18 protein-coding genes are annotated in these 13,048 nt (G+C 71.1%); 1 reads left to right on the top strand and 17 read right to left on the bottom strand.

The annotated features are described in order from the left end of the window. Positions 1–16 precede the first annotated feature (16 nt). From EAH89_RS17415 to EAH89_RS17385, 7 genes are all read right to left on the bottom strand, one after another. Positions 17–502 (bottom strand): hypothetical protein, encoded by a 486-nt coding sequence (locus EAH89_RS17415; protein ID WP_140884983.1) that lies wholly within the window; start codon positions 500–502, stop codon positions 17–19. A gap of 8 nt (positions 503–510) precedes the next feature. After that, complete coding sequence (locus tag EAH89_RS17410) at positions 511–1,383, bottom strand: hypothetical protein (protein WP_140884982.1); 873 nt, start codon at positions 1,381–1,383, stop codon at positions 511–513. A 9-nt stretch (positions 1,384–1,392) separates the two neighbouring features. Beyond that, positions 1,393–1,989: a YmfQ family protein gene (locus EAH89_RS17405; protein ID WP_140884981.1), complete on the bottom strand. Its 597-nt coding sequence runs from the start codon at positions 1,987–1,989 to the stop codon at positions 1,393–1,395. After that, the gene (locus tag EAH89_RS17400) at positions 1,986–3,098 is read right to left on the bottom strand and encodes a baseplate J/gp47 family protein (RefSeq protein WP_140884980.1); all 1,113 of its coding nucleotides are present in this window, start codon (positions 3,096–3,098) and stop codon (positions 1,986–1,988) included. Before EAH89_RS17400 ends, EAH89_RS17405 begins: the two co-directional genes overlap by 4 nt. A 4-nt stretch (positions 3,099–3,102) precedes the next feature. After that, positions 3,103–3,549, bottom strand: coding sequence for a phage GP46 family protein (locus EAH89_RS17395; RefSeq protein ID WP_140884979.1), 447 nt, complete (start codon positions 3,547–3,549; stop codon positions 3,103–3,105). A gap of 136 nt (positions 3,550–3,685) precedes the next feature. Next, on the bottom strand, positions 3,686–4,180 hold the full coding sequence (locus tag EAH89_RS17390) for a phage baseplate assembly protein (RefSeq protein ID WP_140884978.1): 495 nt from the start codon (positions 4,178–4,180) through the stop codon (positions 3,686–3,688). Continuing rightward, a complete protein-coding gene (locus tag EAH89_RS17385) occupies positions 4,180–5,418 on the bottom strand; it encodes a phage baseplate assembly protein (protein ID WP_140884977.1) in 1,239 nt (412 codons plus the stop codon). Before EAH89_RS17385 ends, EAH89_RS17390 begins: the two co-directional genes overlap by 1 nt. A gap of 23 nt (positions 5,419–5,441) precedes the next feature. Between EAH89_RS17385 and EAH89_RS17380 the strand changes: the two genes are divergently transcribed. Continuing rightward, on the top strand, positions 5,442–5,837 hold the full coding sequence (locus EAH89_RS17380; protein WP_140884976.1) for a hypothetical protein: 396 nt from the start codon (positions 5,442–5,444) through the stop codon (positions 5,835–5,837). Here EAH89_RS17380 and EAH89_RS17375 read toward each other — a convergent pair. The 10 genes from EAH89_RS17375 to EAH89_RS17335 all read right to left on the bottom strand — a co-directional run bounded on the left by EAH89_RS17375 (position 5,818) and on the right by EAH89_RS17335 (position 13,014). Continuing rightward, positions 5,818–6,348 carry a hypothetical protein gene (locus EAH89_RS17375; protein ID WP_140884975.1) on the bottom strand — a complete coding sequence of 177 codons (531 nt, stop codon included), beginning with the start codon at positions 6,346–6,348 and terminating at the stop codon, positions 5,818–5,820. The two genes, EAH89_RS17380 and EAH89_RS17375, sit on opposite strands and share 20 nt — an antisense overlap. Continuing rightward, positions 6,345–7,136 carry a DNA circularization N-terminal domain-containing protein gene (locus EAH89_RS17370; protein WP_161993654.1) on the bottom strand — a complete coding sequence of 264 codons (792 nt, stop codon included), beginning with the start codon at positions 7,134–7,136 and terminating at the stop codon, positions 6,345–6,347. Before EAH89_RS17370 ends, EAH89_RS17375 begins: the two co-directional genes overlap by 4 nt. After that, positions 7,133–9,289, bottom strand: a complete 2,157-nt coding sequence (locus EAH89_RS31360; RefSeq protein WP_161993653.1) for a phage tail tip lysozyme — start codon at positions 9,287–9,289, stop codon at positions 7,133–7,135. Before EAH89_RS31360 ends, EAH89_RS17370 begins: the two co-directional genes overlap by 4 nt. Positions 9,290–9,403: 114 nt before the next feature. Continuing rightward, positions 9,404–9,697 carry a phage tail assembly protein gene (locus tag EAH89_RS17365; RefSeq protein ID WP_140884973.1) on the bottom strand — a complete coding sequence of 98 codons (294 nt, stop codon included), beginning with the start codon at positions 9,695–9,697 and terminating at the stop codon, positions 9,404–9,406. 3 nt (positions 9,698–9,700) lie between these two features. After that, a complete protein-coding gene (locus EAH89_RS17360) occupies positions 9,701–10,072 on the bottom strand; it encodes a phage tail tube protein (RefSeq protein WP_140884972.1) in 372 nt (123 codons plus the stop codon). A gap of 12 nt (positions 10,073–10,084) precedes the next feature. After that, a complete protein-coding gene (locus EAH89_RS17355; protein WP_140884971.1) occupies positions 10,085–11,566 on the bottom strand; it encodes a phage tail sheath subtilisin-like domain-containing protein in 1,482 nt (493 codons plus the stop codon). Positions 11,567–11,572: 6 nt separating this feature from the next. Beyond that, positions 11,573–11,809: a DUF2635 domain-containing protein gene (locus EAH89_RS17350; RefSeq protein ID WP_140884970.1), complete on the bottom strand. Its 237-nt coding sequence runs from the start codon at positions 11,807–11,809 to the stop codon at positions 11,573–11,575. A 9-nt stretch (positions 11,810–11,818) separates the two neighbouring features. Beyond that, entirely contained in the window at positions 11,819–12,241 is a 423-nt protein-coding gene (locus tag EAH89_RS17345; protein WP_140884969.1) for a hypothetical protein, read from the bottom strand. 104 nt (positions 12,242–12,345) lie between these two features. After that, positions 12,346–12,657: a hypothetical protein gene (locus tag EAH89_RS17340; RefSeq protein ID WP_140884968.1), complete on the bottom strand. Its 312-nt coding sequence runs from the start codon at positions 12,655–12,657 to the stop codon at positions 12,346–12,348. Between the two features lie 27 nt (positions 12,658–12,684). Continuing rightward, positions 12,685–13,014: a DUF2190 family protein gene (locus tag EAH89_RS17335; RefSeq protein ID WP_140884967.1), complete on the bottom strand. Its 330-nt coding sequence runs from the start codon at positions 13,012–13,014 to the stop codon at positions 12,685–12,687. Positions 13,015–13,048: the final 34 nt, after the last annotated feature.

Below are 13,048 nucleotides of genomic sequence, written 5' to 3'. Positions count from 1 at the left end.
CTCCTGGTCCAAAGGGTCAGGCCGCTTCGTCGGGCGTGCCGTCGGCGCGGAGCGCGGTGGCCTCGGCCTGAGTGATCAGCCCCGCGCCGCGCAGCGCGTTGATCCCCAGCTGCACCCGCGGATCGTCGAGGTTCGTCTCCGCCGCGGCCGCTTGGTTCAGCATGAAGGTCAGCAGGGCGCCGTCGCCGGCGGTCGCCGCCTGCATGGCCGCCACCGAGATCGCCTCTTGCTTCGCCTGCGCCAGGCGGTCGCGAAAGGCGAGGCTGCGGATGACCCGGATGGGCGCGGCGGTACCGGCCGGCGGTGCGGGCGGCAACTCGGCGAGCTTGCCGTCGATGACGGTCCAGCCCGGCTTGATGAGCTCGAGCCGCTGGTAGGCGCCGGCCTCGTACTCGCTCTTCCCGTCCCAGAGCACCGTCGTGACGACGTCGTCCTTCAGGTACTCGATCCCGTCGATCGTCTGCTTGCGCGTCGCGATGATGGCGTAGGTCGTGCTGGCCATGGCGCCCCTCAGTTCCGGCAGAATTCGACGATGAGCGCGACGCCCGCGGTGCCGACGCCGCCATTCTTCGGCGACGACCCGGCGCCCCCGCCCGCCCCGCCGGCACCGAAGCCCGTCCCGCTTGTGCCGGCCGGGTCATAGGAGAAGGAGGCGACGCCGCCCTGGCCGAACATGCTGGACCCGCCCGCGCCGCCGACGCCTGAGCCGCCGACCAGCATGCCGGGCGTGCCGCTGCCGCCGCTGACGTTCACGAGGCCGCCCGTGCTGTCGCCGCCGATGCCGCGCCCGCCGACCGCGCCGGTCTGGCCCGCGCCGCCGAAGGCCCCGCCACTGGCGATGATGAGTCCGGACACAGTCGTGAAGCCGCCAGCGACGCCGTTGAGGCCGGCCGGGCCGTTGCCGCCCCCGCCCGGTGCTCCGACCGTCACGTTGTGCGTGGCGGAGATCTCCGTCCGGTTGAACCACCGCTCGCCGTAGGCTCCCGCGCCGCCCCCGCCGCCTGCCGACCCACCAGCCCCGCCGACCGCCCCACCGCCGCCGGCGCCACCTCCGACGCAGCGAATGAGGCAGACGCGCATGCCCGGGTCCGGCGTCCAGGTGCCCGAGGTCAGGAAGGTCGAGCTCTTGATTCGGTTCAGGGTGACGTTGCGCACCGCGGCCAGGACCTGCTTCAGGTCGACGCCGCTGTTGTCCGGGGTGATGCCCCCCTCGGTCAGGAGGGCCATCAGCTCCTCCTGGATGGTGTTGAAGGCGTGCGCGTCGAAAATGCTGGCCTGCAGGCCGGCGGCGGGGTCTCCGTTGGTCCCGAAGCCGGGCACCCCGAGCGCGGCCGGCGCAAGCGGCAGCGTCGACACCTGCGTGCCGTTTGCAAGGCGCCTCATGCGCGTCTCCTAGCTGTACTGGAAGATCAGGACGGTGTGGGCCGGGGCGAGCGCGCGCAGCTCGCACTCGAGGACCTCGTTACCCCAGGCGCGGAACGGCTCGCCGAGGGTGCTGAGCCCGAGGCGGAACTGACGCTGCGTGGTCTCGGCGCTCAGCACGGCCCAGGCGTGCGCCCAGCGTTCGTCGTTCATCCGGCCACCCAGGCGCAGGGCGCCCAGCCGGGCCGGGCCGAAGGACTCCACCGTGATGGCGTAGCCCAGTCGCGCCGCGTGGCGGACGAAGTAGCCGGCGCTCTGCCCACCGGTAGCGGTCAGCCGCGCGGTAACCTGGCCGCGGCGCTGCTGCAGCGACGGGTTCTCGCCCGCGCAGGGGTCGGGCAGGCCCAGCGTCCGCTCCCACTCCGGCAGGAGCTCGTAGGCCTGGGGCGGGAAGGCGTCCGCCAGGAGAGCGACCGCTCGCGCATCAAGGCGCTGAGCCGTGGGCGCAACGCCCCTGGCCGTCATGGCCATGCTGCTGGTCAGCTGATGCGGCCAGATGCGCCCGCGCGGCAAGAGCGAGAGGATGGCGGTGGCGTAGGCCGCGACGCTGCGGCTGGTCAGCCTCATGAGACGAAGGTCACCGTACCCAGCACCGGCAGGGAACCGGTGCCGATCTCCACCGGACCGGTCGGCGCGAGGATGGTGAAGCGGGAGACCCCGAATACGGCGTCGACCGCGCCGCTGGTGTCGGAGGGGAAGATCGTGCCGTCCGGCTCCCCTTTGGCCCGCAGCATGGCCGCCAGAGCGGTCCGGATCTCCGCCCGCGTCGCGGCGCTGTCTTGCGAGAGGTTGCCGATGCTGAAGTCGATGGGCTGGGGCGTCGGCACCACCGCATAGACGAGGGCGGTGACCGGCTGGTCCGGGAAGATGGCGTTGGCGACGGCGAGCTGGTCGCCGGTGGCCGGCGCCGCGCGCGGTTCGTCGCTCGCCACACCGTTGCTGCCGACCGGGAAGCCGCCCGGGTTCGTCTCGTCCATCATGAACCGCACGATCACGGTGCCAGCGCCCATACCGTTGGGCTGGATCCATGCCCGGGTGACGCCCGGTACGGCGAGGGCCCAGTCGAGATAGTCGCGCGCGGCGCCGCCCTGCGCCGGCTCTGCGTAGGCGAGCAGCATGCGGGTTAGGAAGCCGTCGCTGTCGATGTCCTCAGCGTCGGTGCCGCCCGTCAGCGGCCCCTCGGCGAGGCCGGCCGAGGTCACGCCGGGCACGGCAGGGCTGAGCAGCAGCGCGGTGCCAGCCGGGCCGTTGCCGGCAGGACCGGCGGCGCTGGCCTGCAGAGGAACGGTGACCGAGCCGTTCAGGCCGACAGCGGCGTCCGCGGTCGTGACGTAGGCCGCGCTGCCATCCGCGCGCCTCACGGCGGAGCCGACCGGCAGCAGGGCGCCCGGCGCGCCGGGGAAGGTCCCGCGGCCTTTGGTGAGGGTGGCATCCTTCGGGAAGACGCCCTTCAGGGCTGCCCAGGCTGCCCGGAACTCGCCCGTCGAGGTGGCCGGCACCGCCTGCCGGGCGATCCAGTCGAGATAGCCGTAGAGGCCCTGCGTCAGCCCGGCGATGGCGATGCCCATGGCGTAGTCCGGCCGCCACCGGAGAACCGCCGGGACGCCGGACGCCTGGGCAAGGTCGGCCAGCACCTGCTGGATGAGCGCAGTAAGGGACGGGCGCGCGAATGGCATGCGGTCAGGCTCCCTGCCAGGCCCAGTCGAAGCGGAGATCGGCGCGCCGACCGTCGCGGTGGACGATCACCGGCCGCAGCACCAGGAAAGTCGGCCCGGCCCACTCGGCCGTGACGTCGACCCGCGCCGCGACGTCGTCCTCGATCAGCCAAGCGAGAGCCTCGCGGGCGTAGGTCTCGGCCAGGCGCAGGGTCTCCGGCAGGTGCTTCGCCCGGTCCAGCAGCCACAGGCGGCTGCCCAGCGGTTTCTCCGAGTAGGCGTCCGCCCACCAGCCCCGGCAGTCGTCCGTGCCGTCGGTGACGACGTCGTCCGGGCCGGCGCGGCGGTCCGTGAAGAGGCTCATCCAGACCGCCGTCTCGAGGTCGTCGCCCGGGGCGAGCTGCCCGGCGGCGTCCCGTGCCCAGTCGCCGCGTCCGGTCTGGTTGTCCCAGGCGATCGCGACGGTGGTCACGAGAGGGCCCACCAGATGAGCGTGAGGGCAGCAGCCGGAATGCCGATGAAGGTGGCGTAGCCGTGCCAGAGCGGCGCAAATCCCCCACGCCGCTCGATACGCCCACAGTAGCTGTCGGCGGAAAACCTGTACTCCGTCACGCGTTCGGCTCCCCCGTCTGGCCGCTGCCGTTCTGCACGCCGCCGTGGCGGTGGTGGACAAGGCTGATGCCACTGGCGACTACGTCGCCCGTGACCCGGAGGACGGGCGTGTCCATCGTCACCTCCACCGCCGCCTTAACCGCAATCTTGCCGCCCAGCTTGACGTGCACGTGGCTCCCGTCGTGCGTGTGGATCGCGGCTTCCCCCTCGGCGAGCTCGATGGTGAATCGCCCGTCGTCGGTAGCGATGATCACCCCGGCCGCCCGGTTGCCGCCCAGGAAGAGCACGGCCGCGTCGGCGCCGGGGCGCGGCCGGGAGGAGACGCCGTAGAGGGAGAGGACGGGCGTGTCGTCCCGGACTTCGCCCGTCTCTGGCAGCTTGACCTGCGCGGTCAGGGTGCTGCGCCCGGTGGCGCGGTCGGTGCGCGTCGCCATGATGCGGCCCAGGCCGATCATCATGCCGACCCGGCCGGCGAGCTGCCGCGCGTTCATCACTGCGTTTCCGACCGGCGCTGGGCCAGCTCTTCGTCGATCCGCCCGCCCTCCTCGGCCGCCTGTCGAATCTGCCACCCGAAGGAGAAGAGCGGATCGTACTGGGGGTCGAAGCCCCGGGGGTTCATGAGGTGCAACCGCGCCGTGGTGCCGCCCTCGCCGCGACTGAAGGTCACGTCGCCAATGGTCCAGGTCTCCTCCTCAACCTGGCAGGTGGGGATGTGCACCGCGGCCAGCCGGTTCGGCTCCCAGAGCCGCCCCTCGCTGTCGCGCCAGCTGTCGACCAGGACGGTGACGTCCTCGGAGCGCCCGAGGCGCCGCGCCTGCTCCCACTCCGCCCGCTCCCGCGCCGCGTCCTCGATGGAGCCGGTGCCCGAGTGCTCGAGGATGATGATGCGGCGGCGCAGCCGCTTCACGCCCTCGTCCTTCGCCTCGCCGATCGGCGGAGGGAGGCTCCCGCCGCCGGCGGCGTTCTCCGCCTGCATGAGGGGCAGCACGCTGAGGGGGTAGACCTGATACTCGCTGAACCGCTGGTCGATGCCGTAATCCGGGAAGGCTGAGAGCAGGTTCTCGCCCTCCCGAATGCCGCTGGAATGGCGCTCCGTGGAGACCTTGCGGAGCACGATGTTGCCCTCGGCGTCGTCATAGCAGAGGAACTTCGCGAAGCGGCAGAGGCGCTCGATAACGTCCCAGCTCGTCTCGCCGAGTTGCAGGTTCAGCTGCGGTACCACCGGCCCCTCGCCATCCGGCAGGGAGACGCTGATCCCGTACTTGCCGGCCAGGGTCGCGGCGATCTGCCCGACTGTCTGCCCGCTGATCTGGAAGGTGTCGAAGATGGCCGCGCAGTCGACCAAGTCCTGCGACCGGGAGCGCCCCATGATGGTGACGGTGTGCCGCCGCGCATCGATGGCGGGGATGTAGCGGTCCACGTAGCCGGTGATGACGGTATCGCGGCCCATCTTCACCTTGCAGGACTGGCCCGGCTCGATGACCACCTCCGCCGCCTCGCCCGGGTACCGCTCGGTCAGGGTGATGGTGAAGGCGGAGGGCATCTGCTCGCAGCTGCGGGCGACCTGAACCGTATCCCAACCCCCGAATACCTTGCCGTCGACCTCGAGCGTCAGCTCGTCGTCCGGGTAGTCCCCGGGCGGCGGCGGCGGCGGCAGAGGAAGATCGCCGGGCCTAGAGGGGGTGACGACCACCTCCGGGACCTCCACGATGGGCGCCGTGTCGGACATCCTGGCTCCTGAGGAGGACTGCTATGTGGCTCGGTCTACTGAGCGTCGCGTTCGCGCTGTTGGCCGCACTGCTCTTCATCGACCTTGTGGCGGCCCTGGCTCTGGCCCGTAACAGTCTGGCTATCGGCCTGGTGCTCACCGCCAAGCTTCCAGCCTTCCTGCTTGCTGCAATTGCTCACATTGCTGCCGATGGCTTCGCAAACACCATCCGCGCGCTCCGGAACGTGCAAGTCTCGCCGAGGCAGTCTTCCCATTCTGAGACAGAGCCACAGCCTGCCGTTCAATCGTCTCCGGTGCGCTCGTCTCTCGGCGATGAGCAATCGGCTGCAGAGCGGGATCGCATCATGGACAGGCGCATGTCGCGCTGGATGTCGGACAGCTTGAAGGACGCTTCGACGCCTACCTCGCCAAAGCCGTAAACCGCTCAGGCATGAAAATCGGGTTCGGCGGGTCGCCGGCCATGCGGGTGATTTCAGGCTCTCGCCCCGCGTCTCCGTAGAGGCGCTGCGCAAGCACCAGGGAGGGCATCAAGGCCTTCACCTCCACAGGCCGAAGCGGCGAGAGGTTCGCCCCACGCCGGCGCAGGTCCCGGTCCACCGCGCCTCGCACGGCGCGCAGGGCGGTCGCGACGGCATCCTCGCCCGCATCTGCCGCCACGATCTCCTCGGTCGCCAGCAGCTCGCAGACGTCGGTGCGTAGGCTCTCGGCCTCGTCGTAGGAGCGCGGCTGGCAGGCCGTGGCCGCCCGCGCCAGCGCCGACAGGGCGGCCCGCCGCCCGACTGCCGCCAGCGCCGCGTTGCCGCCGGCGGGCATCGGCGCCTCAGCAAGGGCCATGAGCAGCCGCACCCGGTCGGAGGGGTCCGCCGCGGTCTCCGCTACCCCCGCGACCAGCGCGAGCATGGCGGCGACGAGCTCGGCCGGGGTGCTCATAGGCGGCCCGCCAGGTTCACGACCGTATCCCCTAACCTGGTCACCTGCGACCGCGCCGTGCTGAAGCGCGAGAGGGCCCCGTTGACCCCGCTGGTGAGAGACGTCACACGGCCGAAGCCGGTGTTGATGGTGCGGCTGGTCGCGTTGAGGAAGCGGCCGACGTCGCCCAGGCCCAGCATGCCCGCCACCGCCGAGACGCTCCGCAGCGCCCCGGTCGCGCTGCTGACCAGCCCGCGAGCCGTCGCGACGTAGCTCCGCGCGGTCTGGACCACGCTCTGCGCCCCGGCATAGCCCTCGCTCACCGTGGCGGTGAGCGCCTTCGCGCCGCCTTCACCGACCACCTTGTCCAGGGCCTCGCAGACGCCGTCGACTTCGGCCGCGCCGTTCGTCACGCTGCCCGGGAAGCGCCGGGCGCCGGTCTCGATGAACTCCATGCTGAGGCGGACGATCCGCCCCTCATCCCAGGCATCCGCCGCGGCAAGGTTCAGCAGAGTGACCGTGAACTCGCCGCGCAGCGGGTGCACGAGGGTGCCCGGCCCCTTGGCTTCGGCGGCCGCCTGCAGCTCCTCGAGCTGGGCCGCGACGTCGTCTCCGATCAGGAAGCCCTTCACCAGCATGGCGCGAGAACGGCGCCCGAGGTCCTCAGCCCAGGGCTGGTCCCGGAATGGGTACTCGTGCACGTGCACCCGTCGCCCGAAGAGCGCCTCGCTGCCGAGCACCTGGAAGGCGACGCCCCGCCAGGACGCCGGGCGCAGGTTGGCTCGCCAGCCGCTTAGGGAACCGCTCACGGCCCGTCCCAGTCCAGCATAGCGCGCTCGACGCGCGGCGGCGCCACAGAGGCAATGCCCTCGCTCCGCGCGAGCACCTTGGTGTCCCGCCCAGCGCCGGCCAGGTGGATGTTCACGTCGACGCTCCCGTTCATGCGCTGCGACTGGGCTCCGTCCAAGGGACTTGCGACCGGCGGGGCCGCCGCTGGCGCTGGGCTGGCGAGAGGAGATGCCGCCGCCGGGGGAGCTTGTCGCACAGCGCCGGGCCCCATCGCTTCAAGGAGCGATCGGGGAGAGAGCGGCGCACTGGGTGAAGCGGCCGGGGCCGGAGCTGAAGCGGGTGCCTGGGTAAGGCGCCGGAAGAAGTTCTCGGCCGTCGCCCGGGTGGCGCGAGCCTCAGCCATCTGAGCCTGCAGCGTGACGCCTGGACGCTCCCACTCCTTCGAAGCGATGTGCCCCGCATCACCACCGGTGCGAGCGCCCCGCAGACGGTCTCCCGCTGCCCTCTCGGGTCCCTGTGTCAGCTCCCAGTGTGCGTGCTCGTACTGTGTCCGCGCGTCCGTCTGCTCGGGCAGCATCCCACCGTGCCGCTCCCTGAAGGCGGTGAGCCGCGACCCGTTCATCTGCTGCATGCCGTGCGAACGCCCACCGTCGCCGGCGCGGACCTGTGGATCCAATCCGGACTCGTGGTGCAGACGCGCAACGATCCCGGCCGAGGCCTCCGCGCTCCACCCCTTCGAGCGGAAGAAATCGAAGGCTTCCTGCTGGCGGCGGCCGACCGCGTCTGCCCCGAAAGACCGGGTAGGGAACGCCGCCGAGGACTCGTCCTGAGCCCCACGCCGCTGAGACCCAGAGCCGAATCCCCCCGGCCCCGGACGGTTCATCGTTCCGAGGCCCATCTGAAGCCGCTGGGTCAACGAGTAGAGCTCATTCGAGCCGCCATCGCCGTAGTAACCGCCGAGCCTCGCCCGTTCGGCGAAGTTCCGCTCCTGCTCCCTCTGGCGCTCGCCGGTCTGGTCTCGCTGCGCCGCAAGTTGGCTGATTGCCATCTGCGCACCGACCGCTGCTCCTCCGAGGCCGAGCAACCGCAGCGCCCAGGCAGGAAGGCTGGACGCGCCTAGAATGGCCGTGGCGGCGTTGATGCCAGTCAGCGTCTTGAGGAGCCTCAGCCCCAGCGCCGCCTCCAGCGCCGTGGTAGCAGTCTCCCATCCGATCGTCGAGCTCACCGCCTTGTCGATCGAGGAAACGAACGTCCAGGTGCCGCGGCCGGCCTGCTCAAGGCGCCCGACCAGCGCCGTCGAGATCGTGCCCTCATTCGCCTGTGCCCAGGTCAACGCCCGCGTGGCGCCGCGCTCCATCGCCGGAGCCAGGGCGCCCCCGATGGTCAGCGCCAGCCGGTCGCCCACAAACCGCATGCTGTCCCACTGGCGCTCGAGGCGCTTGGCCTGTTCCGCCTGCTCCTGCGTCAGGGTGCCCATCCGGCGCCCTTCGGTGAGCAGGTCCGCCACGCCGGCGCGGCCGCGCCGCAGCAGCGGCAGCAGCGCCTCGACCCCGTAGACGCGGGCGAGCTGCGCCTGTTCGCGCGGCGCGTTGTTCAGGCGGGCGATGCTGTCCGCCACGTCGCCGAGGGCGTCGCCGGCGGTCCGCGCGCGGCCCGAGGCGTCGCGCAGCGCGAAGCCCAGGCGAGGCAGCTGAGAGGCCGCCATGGCCTCGGCGTTTCGTCCGCCGGCGGCGTCGTAGAGGATGTCGTTGAAGGACTTCAGGCCTTCGGTGGCGTCCTCCGCCCCGATCCCGGCCAGGCGCGCGCCGTTCTGGAAGGCGTGGAGCTGCGGCACGCTCATCTCGAGGGCTCGCGCGCCTGACAGCAGCTGCCGGCCCGTGTTGATGAAGGACGTGGCCGAGCTCGTCGCCCCCGCGATGATGCCGCCACCGGCGAGCGGCACCGCGGCGAAGGCGAGCGACTTGGCGAAGGACGTGGCGTGCCCGGAGGCCGTGGCGAGGCCCGAGTTGACGCGGGCAAGGCCGGAAGCCTCGCTCAGCCGCCCGAAGGCGGCGGTGAGCTGGCGGGCGGGCTCGGCGACGGTGCCAACCCGGTCCCGCACGGCGTTGATGGTGGCGGTAGCCTTGTCCACCGCGGTGACGGTGACGGAGAGCACGCCGACGTTCTCAGCCACCGCGTGCCTCCCTGATCCGGACCGCCTGCGCTGCCCACCACCGGAGCCGGGTGGCGGTCATGTTCCACCCCGCCTCCGGCCCCCAGCCGGGGAAGAACGCCGTTAGGTCGGCGATCAGCGCCTCGAGGTTGCTGGGGCGGGCCGCGTGAAATGGGCGAAGAAGGCGTCCGCCTGCATCGTCTTGGAGATCGGGATCAGCGCCGCCACCGCCTTCGGCACGCCGCCGACGACGTGCACCAGATGCTGGACGCTGCGGATGCCGCCCAGATCCTGGGCATCGGCGAACTGCTGCGTCGAGGGCTCGCGGAGGGTGACCTCCGTGTAGTCCTTGCCGCTGAAGTGCACCGGCGGATCCAGGGTGATGGTGAGGGTCGCCGGAAAGGCGGCCTCCTCGGTGTCGTCGCTCACGGGCTACTCCTCCACCACCACGTTGTCGCCCTCGAAGGCGAGGTCGAAGGTGGCGTCCGCAGAATTTACCTCGACGGCGGTGGTCAGCCACATGCCGGTGCCGGTGACCGTCTTGCCGTTGTTCAGCCGGAGCTCGACGGTGACGTTCGTCCAGTCCTGCATGGCCGTGATGCCCACCCCCAGCATGTCGCGGCACTGGAAGCCGATCATGCCGGGCTGCGGCTTCTCGCTGTAGCCATGGACGCTGTCCATGCCCGTGAGGCTCTCGCGGGTGACGGTGGCCGCCCGGTACTTCGGGTTGCCGACGAGCGGCATGGCGAGCCCATCGACCGTGGCGTAGCCACCGCCGGCAATGCGGCGCGTGGTGTCGGACATCTCTGGTCTCCCTTACCGCGCGCCGGCGACGCCGACGGCGTCTCGAAGCTGCGCCTGGATTGCCACCTGGCGGAGCTGGTCAACGGGCACTATCGGCGCGATGCCATCCACGCGGCAGCGGTTGCCGCTGGCCCGCTCCACCACCAGCGCCGCGGCGAAGGCCGCGCTGTTCTGCACCTTCCCGTCCCGCTCCATGCCCTTGTAGTGGGCGATCAGGGCCCGCTTGATCATGCTGGGGGTGACGATGCGGTTCCCCGGCCGGGCGTTGGTCCCATCGTCGGCGAGCTTCATGCGGGGGTACGTCGTCTCGATGAAGCTCCGCTGCTGCCGGAGGATGTCCGCCACTTGGTAGAGGCGCTCGACGTCCAGCAGGCTGTCGTCCGGCTGTCCGTAGGCGTTGCGCTGATAGGTCGTGATCAGGCGCTCGATCCGGCAGGTGCCGTCCGCGTCGGTGGTGAAGGTGGCGATGCCCGAGAAGAGCAGTGCGTTGCGGTCGCCGAGGCCCCACCGCTTCTCGAGCGGCGGCGGCTGGACGTTGAGCGCCACCGTCTGCAGGGGCAGGCCCGGGTCGGCGCGGAGGCTGACCGCCGCGGCCGCGGTGACGTCCGCCGCCCAGAGCCAGGCCGGCTCGGGGGCGCTGTCGAAGCCCACGAGGCAGACGTGCGGGTCGTTCCGCACCGCGCCGACGGTGGTGACGGCGCCGAGGGTGCCCCGGACGCCTGCGAAAGCACCGCCGTAGAGCATCTTCGACCAGGACCAGCGCGTCGACAGGTGCGCGCGGAGCGCGTCCAGGCTCGCCGTGTCCGTGTAGGGCATGGCGATGAAGTCGAAGTCGGTGTCGCCGAGGGTCGCCAGCGCGTTGGTGAGCGCGGTGACCGGGTTGCCGGTGCCACCGCTGGGCTGCGTCACCGTGACCGCGAGCCCCGCCGGCGCCGCGTCATCGGTGACGGCGACGATGATGTCGTTGCCGCCGAGCCCCTTGTTCCGGGCGGTGAGGGTTACCGTGGTCGTGCTGACAGTCGCCGTCACCGGGAGATCCGGGAGGGCGTTGACGGCCGCGCCGATGGCGGTGGCGACCTGGGCCGCCGTCTGGGAGGCGGAGACCGCCACCGCCACGCGCTGGCCGGCGATCTTGCGTACGAAAGTGCCGGCCGCGGTCGGCGCGGCGGTCACCGCGATGGTGCCAGTCGCGGCGACGCCAGCGCCGTCGTCGCCGAGCGGGAGCAGGTAGAGCGGACCGAAGTCGTCGCGGGCGCGGTACTGGGACGCCATGAGGGCGAGCATGGAGCCCTGCCCCGCCATGGACTTGACCCAGCCCGTCCCCTGGCAGAGCGCCGGCACGCCGGCGGCAAGCGAGCCGCTCGGGAGCTGCTGGCCGATGATCAGCGCCTTCGGCAGGCGGCCACCGCGGTTGGCGCCGGTGGCGTCCAGCTCCGCGAAGAAGAGCGGGGTGCGGAGGGCGCCACCGCCGGGGATCTCGTTGAAGGCGACCACGGGCGCTTACTCCTTGGACCGGGCGGTACCGCGCGGCGCGGTGGTGGGGACGGAGCCGGCATCGGCCTGCGGGCCGGCGGCCTCGGGCGCGGGCTCTTCCGGCGGGCTGATCTCCTTGACGTCTCCTTCGGAGATCCGGCGCGTCCAGTATTCGGACGGGGTCACCTTGCGACCTTCCTTCGGGAGGTAGTCGCGCAGCTCCGGGTCCGGGATCTGCATCCCCCGGGCAGGCTTCACGTGCATGTCGGGCTCCTAGGCGGACGGAAGGGTAGGGTCGGTCATGCCAACCGAGACGGTGGCGCACTCGGAGGTGTCGGGTTCGGCCATGGTGAAGACCTCCTCCCACACGAGCTGAAATTCGATCGTGGCCTCCACCTCAGTCGCCCGCTCCTTCTGCTCGGCTGAGAGCTGAGTGGTGACGCCGGCACACCGCTGGAGGACGCCGTCCTGCGGCGAGAAGAGCTCCGGCGCGCGGAGAATGGCCCGCTCCACCTGGCCGCAGAGGTCCTCACAAAGGATCTCGGCATCGCCGCTCAGCGGTCCCTCTGTCAGCACCCGTATGACGAGTGAAGAGGTGACCCGGAATTGGTGCTGGTAGCCGCCCTGCGTGGTCGCCTCTTTGCGCTCGGCATAGCCGTAGATGAGGAGGGCCGGCTTACTCGTTACCGGCCACACCCGGGCGCGATGCACTCGACCTTCGACGAGGGGCACTCGGCTCTTGAGGATAGCCGCAACCTGATTGCGGACGTCTGCGCGCCACCCGGGTCCGACGGCGCCACTCATTCCGGAGCCAGCGCAAGCGGGCAGTCCGACCAGCCGCGGGGGTCGGTTAGCACATCGGTGATCATGCTGCGCTCACCCTCCACCACCACGTAGGCACCCTGCTCGGGCTCGGTGCCATCGGGAAAATCGGCCGTCCGAAGGCGTAGGACGCTACGAAACTGGCCTATACCGCCAGTGTCTTCGGCGTCGGGGCCGAGGGCGATTGGCGAGCGCAGCATTGCTCCGGACTGATCGGCGAGCACGACCATCCCGTCCGGAGAGAAGTAGGTGTAGCTCGCCGGAAAGGCTGCGAAGACCGCGTCCAACATGATGCTGAACTGGTCAGACGCGGTGGCTCAGACCGCCTTGCCGTCGAGCCGAACTTCGACCGTCGTCGCTCCAGCAATTTCGGCGCGGGTGGCGGCACCGATCAGGCGATTGGCGGTCGCCGTGGTCGTCACGTTCTTCGCCGTGTCATCCCAGTAGACCTTGGCGAACTGGGTAACGGCGCCGGCGGCCTTCGGCAGCCGCACCACGCCCTCGATCCGAGCAACACCATCCTGGCCGGCTGCCACCGCATAGGTGTTGACGCCGAAGAGGGAGCCCAGCACCACGCCGGCACCGGAGGCGAGGTCGGCGGCCGCGGTAAACCGCAGCTGCTCGCCCACCTGAACGAAGTTCTGCATGACATGTCTCCACGGCGCGGGCCCGCCAGGGCGC

This window comes from Muricoccus nepalensis, assembly GCF_006438825.1.
Classification (GTDB): Bacteria; Pseudomonadota; Alphaproteobacteria; order Acetobacterales; family Acetobacteraceae; genus Roseomonas; species Roseomonas nepalensis.
Note: the sequence above shows the minus strand (reverse complement) of the source record. Positions and strands in the feature narration are given on the sequence as shown.